Genomic DNA, 17,511 nt, shown 5'->3' on the forward strand with positions numbered 1-17,511 from the left:
CAACCTCAATTTTATATATTTTTGCTTAAAGTACTAATATGCTATTTTCTGCAGCAGCAAAATCATTCCACTGATATCCATCAGCTTCTGTTTCATTTGTCCACTCTCCGTCAACGACGTATTTAAATTCAAATTTTTGATCTTTAGGAAGATTTAAAGTTCCTTTAAATGTACCATTTTTTAATTTTTTCAATACAGTAGCTTCTGTATTCCACTCGTTAAATTCCCCAGCTACAGAAACGGTTGATGCTTCTTTTGCAGGTACAGAAAAAGTAACTTTGCAAATTGGTTTTGACTTTAAGTATTGTTTGGTTATAGCCATAATTCTTGTTTATAATTAATTCTTAGTTAATAAAATTATCTGTTAAATTAATACAAAACATTAAAAAACAAAAGTGTGAAGAGTCAGATTTTCAATAATTTAATGAACAATTAACAATTAAATATTAACGATAACGATGTAGTATTCCGACAAGCTTATCAATGTCTTCTTTATTATTATAAAAATGAAGACTTATTCTAATACCATTTCCTCTTAGTGAGGTAATGATGTTTTTTTCTTTAAGAGTGTTGTGTAGTTTCTGGTCTCCTTTAATGTTGAAAATCGCACTATTATCATTTCGTTGCTTAGCAACTTTGTCTAATACTCCAAGATCGGTAAAATTATGCTTTGCATAAGTAGATAATTCCTTGATTTTTTCTTCAATTTCTGAAAGTCCAATTTTAGAAAGAAACTGAATTGAATGTTGCAAACTCCCGAAGTTGAATGTATCTAAATGACCACATTCGAATCTTGATCTAATATTAGTATATGATGGGTCATATGATGAGTTTAGCGAAGTTTTTAAATAACTATTTGGGGTTAATTGTTTCAGAACTCCTTCTTTAAAAAGTAAAAAACCATTACCATAGCCTCCTAAAAGCCATTTGTAACCACTACAACCTAAAATATCAACTCCAGATTGTTCAAAATTGAAAACTTTTGTTCCACAAAACTGAGTGCCGTCTGCTATGATAAGAAGGTTTGGATGTTTAATTTTTAGATTTTTTAAAAAATCTAGATCTATGGTAATTCCGTTTATATATTGTACTAAGCTAAAAGCAAAAATATCAGGTGAATATTGAGCAATTGCTTCAGAAATATTTTCTTCTAAAGAGGCATTTACCTCCGCATAGCATACTTCGAATTCTTTACTTTTTACAGAAAAATTAATCGAAGGATAATCTTCATCTAATAACAAAATCTTTTTGTTTTTCTCTAATCCGTTTAAGATAGTATTAAAACCGATAGAAAAATTAGGAGTTAGCACAGTATTTTCTGAAGTGCCGCCACAAAAATCTGCAATGGATTTTCTTACTGTATTTAGAAATTGCTCTTGATGGTCACGAAACATACTTCCTCCGATCAAAAAATCTAAATCATGTTCTTGTCTGTAATCCAATAAAGAATCATAGAGTAATCCAGAGGAAGCTGTGTTTAAGTAAGTGTTTTGAGATAGTACGGGAAATTCTTTTTGTAAATTCTTCATAAGTTCGTTTAGGGCTTTTTACCAAAACCTTTATATTTACTTTGATATTAATCAAGTGTCACTAAGGTACCATTAAAATGTTTTCAAAAAGAAAAGATACTCCACAAATTGATCCTGTTCAAAAAGAATTATATGAGCATGCGCGTAAAAGAGTTGTTCAAAAGAAAAGACTGTTTCAACACTTTATTGTGTTCTTGGTTGGTTCATTATTTTTAGTGGTATTGAATCTATTAATTGGATTTGGTAAAGAGTATACCTTTTTTGGAATTAACTGGTCCATCGTAGCAGTTATTTGTTGGGCATTCTTATTTGTACTCCATTTTTGTAATGTTTGGTTGTTTCATAAGTTTATGGGGGCTGATTGGACGAGTAATCAAATGGAGCGCTTGATTGCGAAACAAAAGGCTGAAATTGAATTGATTCAAAAAGATGTGGACAAGATGTATCCTAAAGATGAACTGTTGAAAAAGAAAGATGATTTTATTAAACAAGGACAACAAGCTACTATGACCAAAACTATTAGTGCAGAAAAACTTAGTCAAAATATAACAATGATTGCAGCTGCGGGAGAAAATGATGCGCTGGGTAAGGATAATGACTTGGTTTGGCATTTGCCAAATGATTTTAAACGTTTCAAGCAATTAACAACAGGACACCATATTATCATGGGGCGAAAAACGTTTGAGTCGTTTCCGAAACTGCTACCAAATCGTGTTCATGTAGTGATTACAAGAAATCCAGAATATAAGCCAGAAGGGGTTATCGTTGTGCATTCTATGGATGAAGCTTTAGAGATTTCAAAAGATGATCCACAACCATTTATTATTGGTGGAGGAGAGATTTATAAGATAGGATTAGATTATGCAGACAGTATTGAGCTTACACGAGTTCATGGCAAATTTGATGCTGATGCTTTCTTTCCTGAAATAGATCCTGAAATATGGGTTCTAGAAAATAAGGAGCTTCATGGAGCAGATGATCGTCATGAATATGGGTTTACTTACTTAACGTATAAAAAGAAGTAACTTTAACTTGTTTTCCAATCATTTCATACGGTATATTGAAGATTTGCTAGATGAAGAGGTAAAACAGAAAAAACCACTCACTGGCGGTGATATTAATCAAGTATTTTTCTTAGAAACTGGTACGAGAAAACTGGTGCTCAAGCTTAACAGTCTATCCGATTTTCCAAAGATGTTCGAAGCTGAAGCTATCGGACTGCGAGAATTGAAAAATGTAAACATTTTTAGAACTCCTAATGTAATACAATATGGACATTCTGAGGATACTGCATTTTTGTTACTAGAGTATATTCAAAGTGGAAAACCGGTTAAAAATTTCTGGATAAATTTTGGTGAGCAGTTAGCGTTAGTGCACCAAAAGAGTAGACCGTTTTTTGGTTTTGAAATTGATAATTATATTGGAAATCTACCCCAGTATAATACTAATTGTGATTCTGCGGCAGAATTTTATATTACTCAGCGATTATATCCACAATTTACTTTAGCATCCCAAAAGGGGTTTTCTTTTCGAAATCTAGATGTATTCTATAACAATATTGAAAAAGAGATTCCGAAAGAAGGTTCAAGTCTGATACATGGAGATTTGTGGAATGGGAATTATATAGTAGATTCTGATGGGAATTCATGTTTTATTGATCCTGCAGTTTCGTATGCGCCTAGAGAAATGGATATTGCCATGATGCATCTGTTTGGTGGTTTTGATTCACAATTGTTTCAAACTTATGAAGACATTTTTCCACTTCAGCCTAATTGGAAAGAGAGAATACCTCTTTGGCAAATGTACTATTTGCTAGTGCATCTGAATATTTTTGGAAGTTCTTGTTATGATAGAGTAAAACAAATCTTGAAAGTTTATACTTAATTTACAATATATTTTACAGAAGTGGTTATGGTTGGTTTGTCTAAAATTATAGATGTTTACTAATAACCACTATCAACATTATACTTACTTTTGTCAAAATTTTAAAATATACAATACATGAACGCATATGTTTTTCCAGGTCAAGGGGCTCAGTTTTCAGGAATGGGGCTGGATTTATATGAAAATTCAGAAGTTGCAAAAGAACTTTTTCATAAAGCCAATGATATTTTAGGTTTTGAGATCACAAAAATCATGTTCGAAGGAACAGCAGAAGAGTTAAAAGAAACAAAGGTAACGCAACCGGCTATCTTTTTACATTCTGTAATTCTTAGTAAAGTATTAGGTGATGCATTCAAGCCTGATATGGTTGCGGGACATTCATTAGGCGAGTTTTCCGCTTTGGTAGCTAGTGGAGCTTTGAATTTTGAAGATGCATTGCAGTTAGTTTCTAAAAGAGCATTAGCTATGCAAAAGGCTTGTGAATTGAAACCTTCTACTATGGCAGCAGTTTTAGGATTAGAAGATGAGGTTGTAGAAAAAGTATGTGAAGAAATTGAAGGAATTGTAGTCGCAGCAAATTATAACTGTCCAGGTCAATTAGTTATTTCGGGAGAAGTAGAAGCAATAGAAAAGGCTTGTGAAGTACTCAAAGAAAAAGGTGCTAGAAGAGCGTTGGTGTTACCTGTTGGTGGTGCATTTCACTCACCATTAATGGAACCAGCTAGAGAAGAACTGGCAGCTGCAATTGAAGCTACTAATTTTAATACACCAACATGTCCAATCTATCAAAATGTAACTACCACGGCAGTTACAGATCCAGAAGAGATTAAAAAGAATCTGATTGCACAATTAACAGCTCCAGTAAAGTGGACACAAAGTGTAAAGAATATGATGAAGGATGGTGCTACCTCATTTACAGAAGTAGGGCCAGGAAAAGTATTATCTGGGTTAGTAAAAAAAGTAGATCGATCTATGGAAACCATATCTGCTACGATCTAAAAGAAAAGTTTGAACAAATTCTTAATAAAAACCTCAAAGAGTGACTTTGAGGTTTTTTATTTGATAATAAAATGCTACAGAGAAATCGCTTTGAATTGTGTTTCTAAGTATACTTGTTTCCATACTCCATTTTCGTAGGAGCCAACCTTGAAGTTATAGGTGTTATCATCAACATATTCCCACATATCGGTTACCAAAGAATCTCCATATTGATACTGATATAGAATATTTTTTCCATTGACTACTACGGTTCCTTGAGTAAGTCCTCCAAAAACATCAAATTCCCAAAACTTTATAGTCTTGGAAGTCTTATCGAACTTTCTTATACCATGATTCCGCCATCCATATTCAGTTTGTTCTTGGTTAGTAAATCCTTTAGATTTTGCTATCACTAGAGTATTATGTAAATCATACTTAAAAATTGTTTCCTGTTTAAAAACGCTTCCATTTCCCCATTTTCCTTCTGCTTTCCACTGCTTTTTTACTAGATTTTTAAAGGCATCAAGATTAGATTCTTGAGCTGAAACTAGTTGAGTCAGAAAAATGCTATATATAGTAAATAGAATAATTTGATACTTCATAATTAAAGGGATTTCTAGTACAATATAATTAATTGCTAGGATACTATCTATTAATATGTTTTTAGAGTTTAATCATATGATATATGATTTTAAATTACGGTAGAAAAATATAGGTATTAAAGGTTCATCGCTTCATGAGAACCATTGGTCTATATTTATTTCGATAAACGGTAAAATGGCAGTTAAACGGTAGAATTTTCCCATTCATGGGTAATAATTGTTGTTCTGTCCAGAGTCGATGATAACATGGGTTTTAAGGATTTACTTTTACATCAACAAAAACAATAAAGCCCTAATAAGATGTCAAATTTCAAATCAATATTCACCATTTTTTTAACAGTCGTTAGTTTCTTAGGATTTACACAAGATGCCTTTCATAATTTTGGAAATGCGCAAATTCATAGTGGAGGTAAAGTGGGATTTCATATAGATGTTATCAATGATGGAGAGTTTAATGATAATAAGGGAAAGGTTGGTTTTTATAGCGAAAATAGTTTGACAGTTTCTGGTGATAATAATCCAGTTTTTTATGATGTAGAAATCGATACAAAAGAAGGTCTATTTTTAGATGTCGCAGTAGGGGTGACTAATTTTCAGGAATTTGTGAATGGTAGAGTAATAACGGATAGAGAGCAGAAAAACATCTCATTGAATTATATAGGAGATGCTCCGTATTTAGGAGAAAACGATGACCGATATGTGGATGGATATGCTACTTTAAGTGGATTATTAGATTTTTCATTTCCAGTGGGCGATGATTTTAGATTAAGACCAATAAAAATAGAAAGTGGTGCTGCAACGAATACTTCGAGAGCTGCTTACTTTTTTGAAAATCCAAATACGCCTAATTTTTTTACTGAGAGATTTAATACAGAGCAGTATGAAGAATTATTATACGGAGTTAGTATTTTCGAATTTTGGGATTTAGATGGAAATCAAAGTACTAAGGTTACCTTAACGTGGGATAGTAATAGTAATATTCCTACTCTTGTAGAAGATGTAGAAGATTTAAGAGTGGTAGGTTGGAGTAAATCACTTAAGAAATGGGTAAACTTAGGGAATACTAATGTGATTGGAAATTTGGATAATGGAGAGATTTCTTCAGACTTAATTATTCCAGATGATTATGAAGTATTAACTTTCGGTTCATCTAACAGATTACTAGATGGAGATTTAGAAGTTTTTACTGCGGTGTCGCCTAATGGAGATGGATACAATGATACTTTTAGAATTCAGGGTTTATCTCAATTCCCAAATAATGAAGTGTCTATATACAATAGATGGGGAGTATTAGTGTTCCAAAAGAAAGCATATCACGAAAATCAAAACTTTGCTGGTATTTCTGAGGGTAGAGCAACGGTGTCGAAAGAATCAAAATTACCAGAAGGAACGTATTACTATGTGTTAACTATCGAAGGAGCAAAAGATAGAGCTGGATACTTGTACATTAGTAGATAAGCTAATATTTAATTCTACCTTTTATTGTTAAGTATTTCATCGATTTCTTTGAAAGAGTAATTCCCTAAGAGTGTACCATCTGGAGCAATTAAAAATTTGGAAGGTATATCGGAAACACCGTATTTTCTGGCAATATCTGATAAGAGTACAAAACGATTTTGATTTACAATCTGATGCTTCCAAGTATATCCATATTTATTAGTAACCTTTTCCCAAGTCTTTAGATTTTTCTCAAGAGCTACCGTAACTACAGTAAGATCCTTAGAATGTTTGTTATGTAGCGCCACTAGTTCTGGACTTTCTCTTAAGCATGGCGCACACCACGATCCCCAAAAATCCAATAGTACATATTTACCTTGAAGATTTGATAATTTAAAAGGTGTTCCATCTATTAGTTCAGCTTCAAAATCTGGAGCTAAATTTCCATTAGAAGCAGCTGTTAATTTGGTGTATGTGTAAAATACCCCAAAAAGTAGGATTCCTCCTAAAAGAATATAGTTGAGTGTCTTTTTCATGAGCTAATCATTTTTTCGGAATCGGATAGCATGTACTATAAATCTTTTATTCAATTTATTTAATAGTGTATACTATCTTTTTTTAACTCTTAAAACAGCATTAGAAATTATAATAACTAATGCTGTTTTTTAGGTTATTCTGAAGTATTTAGAATTCCTTAATTCAATTTTCTTTCTTTTAGGATTTCTTCAAGTTCTTTATTGTTTTTAGAATTTTTGATGATTCTATAAATCAAAAAAGCTAAAATAAACATTGGGATCAGTCCCAATGGTTTTTTAGCAAGACTCCATCCCACAATTCCAACTACAAAAATTCCTGCCATAAATCCAATCAATAGGGCATGGAATATTTTAGAATTCTTTAATTTCTTTTTTTCGATTAAAAGTTCTTCATCTGTTAATTTAGAAAGCTCAGTTTTGGTCATTGATAATTTTATGTTTTAATAATCGATATTTCAATTAGGAAATGTGTAAAGCAAAATTATTGCTTATATACTTTTCCGTTTTTCATCACAAAAACTACATTCTCCATTGTTTTGATATCATCTCTAGGATCTTCGTCTACCGCTACAATATCTGCAATAAAATCGGGAGCTATTTGTCCTAATTCTTTGCTCATATTTAATACTTTGGCATTAACAATGGTGGCACATTGAATAGCTGTGATTGCAGGCATACCAGCCTCAACCATATATCCAAATTCTTTTCCATTTTGTCCATGTTTAAAAACTCCTGCATCGGTACCAAATGCAATTTGCACTCCTCGTTTATAAGCTTTTTTAAAGGTATCCTGAATTTTAGGACCTATCTCTAATGCTTTTGGAACAATAATAGCAGGATAATACCCGTCTATTTCTGCTTTTTCGGTTACTTCTTTACCGGCAGTAATTGTAGGGACCAAATAAGCTTTCTTTTTTTTCATAAGATCCATAGTTTTAGTACTCATTAGAGTTCCGTGTTCTATGGTAGTTACTCCGCCATTCAAGGCACGTTGCATACCCTCATCTCCATGTGCGTGTGCCGCGACATGAAATCCATAATCCTTAGCGGTTTGACAAATAGCTTTTATTTCTTCTAGTTTAAATTGTGGATTAGAACCACTTTTTGCCACACTTAACACACCTCCTGTAGCAGTAATTTTAATAAGATCAGCTCCGTTTTTATAACGTTGTCTCACAGCTTTTTTTGCATCTTCTATACCATTTACAACTCCATCTTTAGGTCCTGGATCTCCCATAATAGTTTTTTTGCTTCCATTCGTGGGATCTCCATGACCACCTGTACTGGAGATAATTTTTCCAGCAGTAAAAATTCGTGGTCCTATAATTTTTTCCTGAGCAATTGCTTTTTTTAAGGAAATATTTACGCCGCTTCCTCCAAGATCTCTTACGGTGGTAAATCCTGCTAACAATGTAGCTTCTGCAAATCCTACCGAGTTGTAAGCAACATCTGCATCATTGTTCGTATAACGCTCTAGATAGGCTTTAGGATTCGATTCACTCTCCATGTGTACGTGCATGTCGATAAGTCCAGGCATTACTGTTTTGTCCTTTAGATCTATAACAATGTCATTGCCTTCTCCTTCTGTATATCCTGTTTCTATTTTGCTGATTTTATTTCCAGAAACGACAATAGTTTTTTCGGTAAGTATTTTTCCAGTTTTGGTATCAATTAGTTTTCCACATTGGATATAAGTGTCTTGTGAAAATAGGGTAGTACTTATTATTGCTAAAAGCAAGGTGTAAATGAGTTTCATAAGCTAAATATGTATAAAAGTTGTTCGTGTATTTATAAGGCAAACAATTTAAAATAAATTAATTTAACCAATATCTAGATTATGATTTCTTTTAGAATTATTGCAGCTCTAAACAGTTATCTCCCATGGAATTCCATGTTGGGTAATGGAGTGTCTTCTTTTAGATAGGTGTTGAACCAGTGAATTACATCTTGGTCTCTTTCTTCTCTAAACTGGCTGATACCATGATCTGCTCCTTCATACACTTTTAATCTGTATGGGATTCTGTATTTTTCTAATTCTAGTGCTAATTGTAAGGAGTTTGTGGATTTTACTCTCCAATCAGCATTGCCATGTAATAATAGGATTGGAACTTTAGGAGAAAATTTATCTGCCCATAAAACTGCAGATCTTTTTTCTAGTTCCTCTTTTTTGTTTTGAAGGTAGTTAGGAATTAATTCTTCATACACTCCTTTTTCCATATTAGGACGATCAATAGTTCGTAAATCAGACTTTGCACCCCCTACCACTGCTACTTTAATGACATCTGTTTTAGTCAAAGCAATATATGTCATCATTCCGCCGCGACTCCATCCATACATACCTATTCGATTGGTATCGGCTTTTGGTAATTCTTCGACTACTTTGGTAAGGTTTAAAATATCATTTACATCGCTACCACCAAATTCTTCCATGCCTTCGCTTTTACCAGAGCCTCTGTAGTTGCATCCGATCACAATATAACCTTCGTTTGCTAATTGGGAGAATATGTAACCGGCAGGGAGTTTCATATCACCTCTAAATAACTGTAATGCTCCAAAGTCTCTATTGCCACCACGATTGTAGATAATCACAGGATATTTCCCTTCTTTTTTAGGAATCGCAGCAAAAGCCTGAATTTTTAATCCATCACTGAGATAAGTGATTTCATGCATATCTATATTTTTAAGAAAGTGAACCCCATCTTTGAATGTAGACTTGGTGTTGTCAGAATATAAATGAGGATAATCCTGCCAACTGATTTTTTGTTGTTCTATTATTATTGATTCCTGAGAAGAACAGGAGCCAAAATTGAAAACAATTATAAGTAAGGTTAAAAAGTATTTTATATTCAAATTATATATCATGTTTTTCTTTAATGACAGATCAAGTTAAATAATATTACAACAAATCTTCACTATAGCGAAAAAGAAAAGAAACACAATGGTTACATTTTTCAAAGTCCGGACCTATTTCAATAATTCTTCCAGATCATTTTCTATATAGTCTGGGATAGTATTAATATCGATGATTTCTTCAGAAAGATTTTGCTTTCTTTCTTGTAGTTGTAATATCTTTTCTTCGATAGTGTTTTTGGTAATAAAGCGAGTAACCATTACATTGTTTTTTTGTCCAATACGATGTGCTCGTGCAACTGCTTGTTTTTCGATAAAAGGATTCCACCAAGGATCTAATAGTAACACGTAGGATGCTTTGGTGAGGTTTAACCCAACACCTCCTGCTTTTAAAGAAATAAAGAATAGAGAGATCGAATCATTTTTCTGAAAATCGCTAACTATTTTTTCTCTATCCGAACTTTTGGTCTGACCGGTAAGGCTAACAAAAGAAATGTTTTGAGCCTTACTCCATTCTTTATAAATATCTAAATGGGAAACAAAAGAGCTAAAAATTAATACTTTTTTATGTGATTTAACTAAAGTTTCTAGATAAGATATTACATCTTTAAACTTTCCAGAAGGATTTTCGGTTTGAGAATCCACAAGTTTTGGGTGATTAGCTAATTGCCTCAGATTGGTAAGTGTATTCAGTATATGTATTTTGTTTGTTCCCTCGGTATCTATGCCTAATAATAAATTTCTGGCGGCAGATTTCTGAGCTTCATACGCTTTCTCTTGAGCAGGTAACATTTCTGTATAAATAACTTGTTCTGATAGTTTTGGTAAATCTTTAGCAACCTGTTCTTTGGTTCTTCTTAAAATAAATGGTTCTATTAGTAATTTAAGTTCTTCAATTCGTTCCTGGTTTTGATGTTTTTCTATAGGTGTTTTAAAATGATCTTTAAAAAACGGAAAACTCCCTAGCATACCAGGATTAATAAATTCCATTTGTGACCAAAGATCAGATAGTGAGTTTTCTATAGGTGTACCACTTAATGAGATTTTATGTGTTGCTTGTATTTCGTTTATAGCTTTAAAGATTTTAGACTCTTTGTTCTTTATTTGCTGACTTTCATCCGTAATGATATAGTTGAACTGTGTTTTTTGAAGTGCGTTAATATCTTTGGATAAAGTTGTATAGGTGGTTAAAATAACGTCATAGGTTTCTAAATACGGTGCAACCTTTTTTCGATCACTTCCTGTATATTTTGTAATGGTTAAATGAGGTGCGAACTTCAATATTTCCTGCGCCCAATTAAAAACCAGCGATGAGGGTAAAACGATTAAAGCTTTTAGATATGTTTTTATTTCCAAAGGATCACTAAATAAGTCTAAACGAACGGTTTGTGCCTCATTCGGTTCTGGAGTTAGAAGCTCCTTAGTGAATACTAAGGTCGCTATTGTCTGCAGGGTTTTCCCAAGTCCCATATCATCAGCAAGACAAGCGCCTAATTGGTTTTGTTGGTGTTTTACTAACCATTTTACACCTTCTTCTTGGTACGGTCTTAAGGTAGCTTTTAGTTTGGATGATGGTTGATATGTTTCGTCCGGAATTGTATCGATTTCTAATTCTGTAGGAGGAATAATCTCTGTTAATAAGGTGTAATTACCCTTGTTTACGAGAATAGTTTCATCTTTTATGGTACTAAAATTCGCTATCTTTTTATATCTAGTCATCCATTCTAAAGGAATGATAAATACAGAAGAATTACTTTCTAATGGGAAAAAGCGATTATTAGCTTTGATGTAAGGAATAAATCTTGAAAAAGGAATCTCTTGATTCCCAATCTGAACTATTCCTTTGATATCGAACCAGTCATTTTTTTTTTATGTTGCAATTCTAATTGATACGAATCTAGAGTAACCTTTTTGTCGTCGAAATCGGGAAGAGCAATATCGAACCCTTCTAGCTCTAACTCCTTATGATTTTTTTGTATCCAATTAAAAATAGCTAAAGGATCATCAGAATTGTCTGTTTCTAATAAGAGATTAGAATTTAGGGTTAATCCTTTTGCTGTCAATCGCGCAATAACTTCTTTCTCTGCTTCTGCATCTCTTTTGGTCTGAGTAATCTGAATCTCTTCATTTGCTCCGAAATGCACATCAGAAGAGGTTTTTTTATTACTATGATAGTCAAAAGCTGCTTCTCCATAATCGAAAACAACTTTCGCAACAAAATTTTCAGTAATAAAATCTTGGATCACTTCTATTTTGTAGGATGCTATGTTTTTGTGTATCAGTATCTCAAAACCATTTGCGATTACATCTACATTTTTAATCACAGGAAGAATAACTTTATCTAAATACGTTTTAATGTGTTTTTTAGCAATGGTTATTTTTTCTTTACTGAAAAACGGTTTTAATTTATTAGCATTTAGGTTGTTGATGTGATAAACTGTTTTGTCAATAGAAATCCAAGAAGGTTCATTTAACAATATTTGAATGCTATGATTTTGAGGAATTATAACGCGTTTTTCTTCCTTAAGTGTAAATGCATAATCAATGCCATCCTCTGTTTTCGTGAATTCTAGGATAGGATGTAATGTATTAGCTCCTATCGATAGTCGATGTACTTCAAATGGATCTTTTCTTTGGGCATTATGTATGATTGGATACTTATTTTCAATAACTAAAGCATAAAAAGAGGAAAGCTTATCATGGATATGATTAATCACCACATCTTTGATCTTAGGTTCTTTTAGGATATCTGCCAGTCCAAAAGTTTTTCTTTTTTTGGCAGGTCTAAATTTCTGTTCTAATACAGCAATTTTTAAACTTGCACAAATGCGTAAAAGTTCTTCGTGGGCAGTATCTAAATAAGGAATTTCAAAACTATCTAAAATTGCTGGAGTTGCTTGTTTCTCTACATATCCAAGACCGTTAGGTTTGATAGGTACGATATATGCTTCTGGTAATGGGGGAATTCCTGGTAGATTGGTATGATCAACCAGATTATAACAGATACAAAGTGAATCCATTTTGGGTGGTTTATATGGTTGTATTTAGTTGTTTAAACTAAAGGTGTTGTTATAGTTGGTAGCATAGAGTGAAATTTACGCTCCATTCTATCCTACAAGTTAAGTTTATTTTGAGACAAAATCAATTACTGTTTTAGTAATAAAGTCAATTTGTTCGTCATCCAATTCTGTATGCATTGGCAACGAAATTACTTCTTGTACTAACTGATTCGTTACAGGGAAATCATCTTCATTATAGCGATCGTCTAGATAAGCTTTTTGCTTATGTAATGGTATTGGATAATATACACCACAAGGAATTCCAGCTTCGTTTAAATGTTTTACTAAAGCATCACGATCTGCATGAAGCACACGAAGGGTATATTGATGAAATACGTGGCAATTACAAGTATCGCAAATAGTATCAACTCCAGTTCCACAGCTATTTCCTTTTACTTTTGGGGTTACGATGTTTTCGATACCTTCAAAAGCTTTACTATATTTTCTAGCAGCTGCTCTTCTTGCATTATTATAAGAGTCTAGATTAGGTAGTTTAGCTCTTAATACTGTTGCTTGTATAGAATCTAATCGAGAATTTACACCCACAACATCATGATGGTATCGCTTGTACATACCATGATTTACAATACCTCTTATGGTATGAGCTAATTCATCATCATTGGTAAAGATAGCACCTCCATCTCCGTAACATCCTAAATTTTTAGAAGGGAAAAAAGAAGTAGAAGAAACATGTCCAATAGTTCCTGTTTTGGCAACTTTTCCATCAGCAAACTTATAACTAGAACCTATCCCTTGGGCATTATCTTCGATCACATAAAGATTATGCTCATTGGCAATAGCCATAATTTCATCCATATTAGCAGCTTGCCCAAATAAATGAACGGGTACAATCGCTTTTGTATTAGGTGTTATTGCCTTACGTATAGCTTCTGGATTTATATTAAAAGAATCTTCTTCTACATCAACTAAAACAGGTGTAAGCTGCAATAAAGCAATTACTTCTACTGTGGCTGCAAAAGTAAAATCAGCAGTGATTACTTCATCTCCAGGTTTTAAACCTAGTCCCATCATTGCTATTTGCAATGCATCCGTGCCATTGGCACAAGGAATTACGTGTTTTACAGCTAAATATTCTTCTAATTCCTTCTGAAAACTATGGACTTCGGGACCATTTATAAAGGCTGCAGATGAGATTACTTCCTGAATCGATGCATCTACACGTTCTTTTATTTGTTCGTATTGACCCTTTAGGTCAACCATTTGAATCTTCTTCATGAGATGTGTTTTGTAACTGGACGAAAGTACAAAATAATGAAGCCACTGCCAATGTGATCATGCATTTTGATCCGTTTTTTATTAACGAATAAGCTCAAAATTGAATCCCACTGGCAATAGTCTTTGTATGAATGGCTTACATTTTTACTCCTTTACAAATTTTACTACTTTTTCCTTGTTGACTTGTAATAGATAGATACCTCTGGATAGTGATTGAAGATTATTAGAGATATCATATTTCGAATTTTGATTGGTAGGAATTACAAAATCCTTAATTCTTTTTCCACTTATATCATAAATTGCTAATGTAATTTGATCACTATTGTTGGGATATACTGTTAGTGTTAAAATAGCTTTGTCTTTAACAGAGTTTGGAGTAATTGTTAAAGATTTTTCTGTTGTTATTGGTGTATTTATTTCTTCAGTATTCATAGATTTATAGACATCTCCAACTACAAATCCAGAAATAATACTTCTTTTAAAATTACCTTCGCTTTCAGAATTTAAAAATAAACTGTAAACCCCATCTTCTAGTCCTTCGGTATTAAAGTAAAAGCTTCCATTCTTTTTGCTAAAGCTAATTAATCGTGGATCATTTTCTTGCGCTACGCCATTTATTTCTGAAGTTTTTATAATCACACCACGAACTTCGGTATTTCTTGGTACTTGTTTGTCTTTTTGCTTTGCGATAATGTCAACTTTTAATATCGGAAATATATCTTTAGGTTGATGTTCTAACTTCATGGTAATTCCATTATTTTGTTTTATGAATGCGGCAAAGCGAGAATCACTTTTTAATTGTTGTTTGTTATTAGCTACAGTGATGATGGTCTTGTGCTCTTCCTGTTGTTGAGGCTTAAATAGTTCAGTCTTTTTTTGATTTTCTGAAGTACTGGTAAATTGAGCCTCAGCGTTTTCATGAATGATCTCTGCCACTGCAAATGTTGAATTTTTATCAAGTACAATTTGATCATACTCATTTTCGGAATGGATAATATAGTAATTACTGGTAGTAATATAATTATTCGAGATAGTTGAGCTATGTGTAATTGAACTTCTTTGGGATCTATTTTGTAAATAGGATTTTACATAAGGCCAACTAAACTGTCCAAAGCTAACATCTAGATGGTCAAAAAATGCACGATAATCATTTTTACGGAATACATACTCTCCACCAGGCCTTAAGGTGCTCGAATAAGGCGCTACGCCATCATTAGCACCTTGTACAGGTAATAAAACACCTCCAGTTAAAGTAAAAGCTGCTCTAGCCAATAGATTAGATCCAGTGAAATATCCAGAAGCACCTAAGATGACAAATTTATCTGGTTCATTATTTTCATTATTGTCTAAATATGGTCGAACCACATCTCTACAATAATAAGTGGTAGAGGTTCTTGCTCCTTCATTAAGCCCTGTTAATCGCCAAGCCCAGTTTAGCCATGGCATTTGAGAAATATCTGCTAAATATGTTCCCCAATAGGGCGTTCCTAAAGCAAAGACCTGAGATACTTGATTTTTCTTACCATATGCTATCATAGCTGCTTCTGCAGCTTTTCCTCCATTACTATGTGCAATGATGGTTACATCAGAAACATTGTACTTTGCAGTAACGATATCTATGGATTCTGCAAGTAATTCTCCATTAACCCATATACCACCTCCTCTTGTTGTAGCTACAAAAACGGCTTGATAACCTTCTTTATAGGTTTCTTTATAAAAAGAATTATCAAATAAAAATTGATTTTGATTCAGATCAATATAGCCATGATTAAATAGGAGAACTTTTCCATTATAATTTGGTGGAGTAGCACCATAATGAATAGTGGATTTAAAAAGAGGTCCTATAAAAAAAGGATTTAGTTGATCTGGTTTTGGTAATTGTACTTCGGTAAAGCTTTGAGCAAATAACAAGGTACTGGTCAATAAGGTAATGAGCGTAATTTTTAATTTCATGGAGTTTGAGTTTGTGTGAATGTTAAATTAATAAAATTAGATTAATAATATTAACAAAAACTTAATTAAATTATTAAAAAATTAAACTAAATGTATTTTGTAATGATTTATGAAGAATTTCTATTACACTTTTTTGAAAATAGGATTTGACTATTTTTTTATAGGAAAGAGCTGTATTTTAGCAGCAGATAAAAACCTAGACTCTTGAATTTTTTATACAATGTTTTCATAGCTGTATTTAACAGTTTGCTTCCGATCATTGGATTGTTAAGCCCCAAACTCAAATTATTTGTTCAAGGCAGAAAAACAGTTTTTGAGGTTTTAGAAAAACGTATAGAATCTGAAGATCAAATTATTTGGTTTCATTGCGCTTCTTTAGGAGAATATGAACAGGGAGTTCCTGTTATGGAGGAACTAAAAGAGAGGTATCCAAACTATAAACTTTTGGTTACTTTTTTTTCTCCTTCTGGATATGAGATCAAAAAGAATAGTAAATTGGTAGATATTATCACGTATCTTCCGATTGATACAAAAAAGAATGCTCAAAGATTCGTTGAACTGGTAAATCCTAAACTTTCTGTTTTTGTGAAGTACGAGTTTTGGCCGAACTATTTAAACGCGTTAAAAGCTAATGATACTCCTATTAGTATTATTTCTGCAGCGTTTAGAGAAGATCAGTCATTTTTTAAATGGTATGGCGGTTTTATGAGAAATGCTTTGCAAAAAGTAGAGCACTTTTTTGTACAAGATGCAACATCTAAAAATTTACTTGAAACAGCTGGATTTACCAATGTTACTATAAGCGGAGATACTCGTTTTGATAGAGTTTCTCATCAGATCGAAATGGATAATAAAGTAGATTTCATTTCCAATTTTACTGATAATAGACTTTGTGTTGTGATCGGTAGCTCTTGGCCAGAAGATGAAGAAGTGTTTGTTGACTTTATAAATCAAGCTCCAAAGGATGTTTGTTTTATTGTTGCTCCACACGAAATCAAGGACAGTGGTGTACAGAAACTGAAACAAAAGCTTACATCAAAGACTGTTCTTTTTTCCGAAAAAGAGGGGAAGAGCCTAAAGGAGTATTCGATATTTATAATGAATACTATTGGGTATTTATCACGTGTGTATAGTTATGGTGATATCGCTTATGTAGGTGGAGCCATGGGTACTTCAGGATTACATAATATTTTGGAACCTGCTACATTTGGAATCCCTATTGTTATCGGACAAAATTTTGATAAGTTTAGAGAAGCAAAACAACTTCAGAAATTAGCTGGGTTATTCTCAGTTACTAATGCTACAGAGTTTACCAGAATTATGAATAAGCTGATCGAGAATAAAAAATTCAGACAGCAAACAGGAATGATCGCTGGTCATTTTATTAATAGTAATACAGGTGCCACTAATACCATAATAGAATACTTAAGTAAGAAACTCGAATAGG

The 17,511-nt window shown here is 32.9% G+C and carries 16 protein-coding genes; 5 read left to right on the top strand and 11 right to left on the bottom strand.

What is annotated here, in order from left to right; all coding sequences use genetic code 11:
- Positions 1-25: 25 nt before the first annotated feature.
- Entirely contained in the window at positions 26-322 is a 297-nt protein-coding gene (locus ABD077_RS07460; RefSeq protein ID WP_343911706.1) for an isoamylase early set domain-containing protein, read from the bottom strand.
- A gap of 124 nt (positions 323-446) precedes the next feature.
- Positions 447-1,529, bottom strand: coding sequence for an aminotransferase class V-fold PLP-dependent enzyme (locus ABD077_RS07465; protein WP_343911707.1), 1,083 nt, complete (start codon positions 1,527-1,529; stop codon positions 447-449).
- A 77-nt stretch (positions 1,530-1,606) separates the two neighbouring features.
- Here ABD077_RS07465 and ABD077_RS07470 point away from each other — a divergent pair, with 77 nt between their 5' ends.
- From ABD077_RS07470 to fabD, 3 genes are all read left to right on the top strand, one after another.
- Positions 1,607-2,554: a dihydrofolate reductase gene (locus ABD077_RS07470; protein WP_343911708.1), complete on the top strand. Its 948-nt coding sequence runs from the start codon at positions 1,607-1,609 to the stop codon at positions 2,552-2,554.
- Between the two features lie 7 nt (positions 2,555-2,561).
- The gene (locus ABD077_RS07475) at positions 2,562-3,413 is read left to right on the top strand and encodes a fructosamine kinase family protein (protein ID WP_343911709.1); all 852 of its coding nucleotides are present in this window, start codon (positions 2,562-2,564) and stop codon (positions 3,411-3,413) included.
- A gap of 117 nt (positions 3,414-3,530) precedes the next feature.
- The gene (gene fabD, locus ABD077_RS07480; RefSeq protein ID WP_343911710.1) at positions 3,531-4,412 is read left to right on the top strand and encodes an ACP S-malonyltransferase; all 882 of its coding nucleotides are present in this window, start codon (positions 3,531-3,533) and stop codon (positions 4,410-4,412) included.
- A gap of 74 nt (positions 4,413-4,486) precedes the next feature.
- On the opposite strand, the gene ABD077_RS07485 is transcribed toward fabD, so the two are convergent.
- Complete coding sequence (locus ABD077_RS07485; protein WP_343911711.1) at positions 4,487-4,993, bottom strand: hypothetical protein; 507 nt, start codon at positions 4,991-4,993, stop codon at positions 4,487-4,489.
- Positions 4,994-5,293: 300 nt separating this feature from the next.
- Here ABD077_RS07485 and ABD077_RS07490 point away from each other — a divergent pair, with 300 nt between their 5' ends.
- Positions 5,294-6,451, top strand: coding sequence for a T9SS type B sorting domain-containing protein (locus tag ABD077_RS07490; RefSeq protein WP_343911712.1), 1,158 nt, complete (start codon positions 5,294-5,296; stop codon positions 6,449-6,451).
- Positions 6,452-6,465: 14 nt separating this feature from the next.
- On the opposite strand, the gene ABD077_RS07495 is transcribed toward ABD077_RS07490, so the two are convergent.
- The 8 genes from ABD077_RS07495 to ABD077_RS07530 form a co-directional block, all read right to left on the bottom strand.
- Positions 6,466-6,966, bottom strand: a complete 501-nt coding sequence (locus tag ABD077_RS07495; protein WP_343911713.1) for a peroxiredoxin family protein — start codon at positions 6,964-6,966, stop codon at positions 6,466-6,468.
- A gap of 158 nt (positions 6,967-7,124) precedes the next feature.
- Positions 7,125-7,391: a hypothetical protein gene (locus ABD077_RS07500; RefSeq protein WP_299603261.1), complete on the bottom strand. Its 267-nt coding sequence runs from the start codon at positions 7,389-7,391 to the stop codon at positions 7,125-7,127.
- Between the two features lie 56 nt (positions 7,392-7,447).
- Positions 7,448-8,722: a metal-dependent hydrolase family protein gene (locus ABD077_RS07505; protein WP_299895194.1), complete on the bottom strand. Its 1,275-nt coding sequence runs from the start codon at positions 8,720-8,722 to the stop codon at positions 7,448-7,450.
- A 116-nt stretch (positions 8,723-8,838) separates the two neighbouring features.
- On the bottom strand, positions 8,839-9,828 hold the full coding sequence (locus tag ABD077_RS07510) for an alpha/beta hydrolase family protein (RefSeq protein ID WP_343911714.1): 990 nt from the start codon (positions 9,826-9,828) through the stop codon (positions 8,839-8,841).
- Positions 9,829-9,930: 102 nt separating this feature from the next.
- Entirely contained in the window at positions 9,931-11,535 is a 1,605-nt protein-coding gene (locus ABD077_RS07515; protein ID WP_343911715.1) for a DEAD/DEAH box helicase, read from the bottom strand.
- A 116-nt stretch (positions 11,536-11,651) separates the two neighbouring features.
- Positions 11,652-12,836, bottom strand: coding sequence for an SNF2 helicase associated domain-containing protein (locus tag ABD077_RS07520; protein ID WP_343911716.1), 1,185 nt, complete (start codon positions 12,834-12,836; stop codon positions 11,652-11,654).
- Positions 12,837-12,941: 105 nt separating this feature from the next.
- Positions 12,942-14,111 carry a DegT/DnrJ/EryC1/StrS family aminotransferase gene (locus tag ABD077_RS07525; RefSeq protein ID WP_343911717.1) on the bottom strand — a complete coding sequence of 390 codons (1,170 nt, stop codon included), beginning with the start codon at positions 14,109-14,111 and terminating at the stop codon, positions 12,942-12,944.
- A 144-nt stretch (positions 14,112-14,255) separates the two neighbouring features.
- Complete coding sequence (locus tag ABD077_RS07530) at positions 14,256-16,064, bottom strand: T9SS type A sorting domain-containing protein (protein WP_343911718.1); 1,809 nt, start codon at positions 16,062-16,064, stop codon at positions 14,256-14,258.
- A gap of 204 nt (positions 16,065-16,268) precedes the next feature.
- Here ABD077_RS07530 and ABD077_RS07535 point away from each other — a divergent pair, with 204 nt between their 5' ends.
- Positions 16,269-17,510, top strand: coding sequence for a 3-deoxy-D-manno-octulosonic acid transferase (locus ABD077_RS07535; RefSeq protein ID WP_343911719.1), 1,242 nt, complete (start codon positions 16,269-16,271; stop codon positions 17,508-17,510).
- The last annotated feature ends 1 nt before the right edge of the window (position 17,511 follow it).

The organism is Aquimarina litoralis, assembly GCF_039523995.1.
Taxonomy (GTDB): Bacteria; Bacteroidota; Bacteroidia; order Flavobacteriales; family Flavobacteriaceae; genus Aquimarina; species Aquimarina litoralis.

Bases quoted from the DNA above. Each gene is read 5' to 3' on its own strand.
- ABD077_RS07505 (WP_299895194.1), bottom strand. From the start codon at position 8,722: ATGAAACTCATTTACACCTTGCTTTTAGCAATAATAAGTACTACCCTA.
- ABD077_RS07500 (WP_299603261.1), bottom strand. From the start codon at position 7,391: ATGACCAAAACTGAGCTTTCTAAATTAACAGATGAAGAACTTTTAATC.
- ABD077_RS07525 (WP_343911717.1), bottom strand. From the start codon at position 14,111: ATGAAGAAGATTCAAATGGTTGACCTAAAGGGTCAATACGAACAAATA.
- fabD (WP_343911710.1), top strand. From the start codon at position 3,531: ATGAACGCATATGTTTTTCCAGGTCAAGGGGCTCAGTTTTCAGGAATG.
- ABD077_RS07490 (WP_343911712.1), top strand. From the start codon at position 5,294: ATGTCAAATTTCAAATCAATATTCACCATTTTTTTAACAGTCGTTAGT.
- ABD077_RS07520 (WP_343911716.1), bottom strand. From the start codon at position 12,836: ATGGATTCACTTTGTATCTGTTATAATCTGGTTGATCATACCAATCTA.
- ABD077_RS07515 (WP_343911715.1), bottom strand. From the start codon at position 11,535: ATGACTAGATATAAAAAGATAGCGAATTTTAGTACCATAAAAGATGAA.
- ABD077_RS07530 (WP_343911718.1), bottom strand. From the start codon at position 16,064: ATGAAATTAAAAATTACGCTCATTACCTTATTGACCAGTACCTTGTTA.
- ABD077_RS07510 (WP_343911714.1), bottom strand. From the start codon at position 9,828: ATGATATATAATTTGAATATAAAATACTTTTTAACCTTACTTATAATT.
- ABD077_RS07460 (WP_343911706.1), bottom strand. From the start codon at position 322: ATGGCTATAACCAAACAATACTTAAAGTCAAAACCAATTTGCAAAGTT.
- ABD077_RS07485 (WP_343911711.1), bottom strand. From the start codon at position 4,993: ATGAAGTATCAAATTATTCTATTTACTATATATAGCATTTTTCTGACT.
- ABD077_RS07470 (WP_343911708.1), top strand. From the start codon at position 1,607: ATGTTTTCAAAAAGAAAAGATACTCCACAAATTGATCCTGTTCAAAAA.
- ABD077_RS07495 (WP_343911713.1), bottom strand. From the start codon at position 6,966: ATGAAAAAGACACTCAACTATATTCTTTTAGGAGGAATCCTACTTTTT.
- ABD077_RS07465 (WP_343911707.1), bottom strand. From the start codon at position 1,529: ATGAAGAATTTACAAAAAGAATTTCCCGTACTATCTCAAAACACTTAC.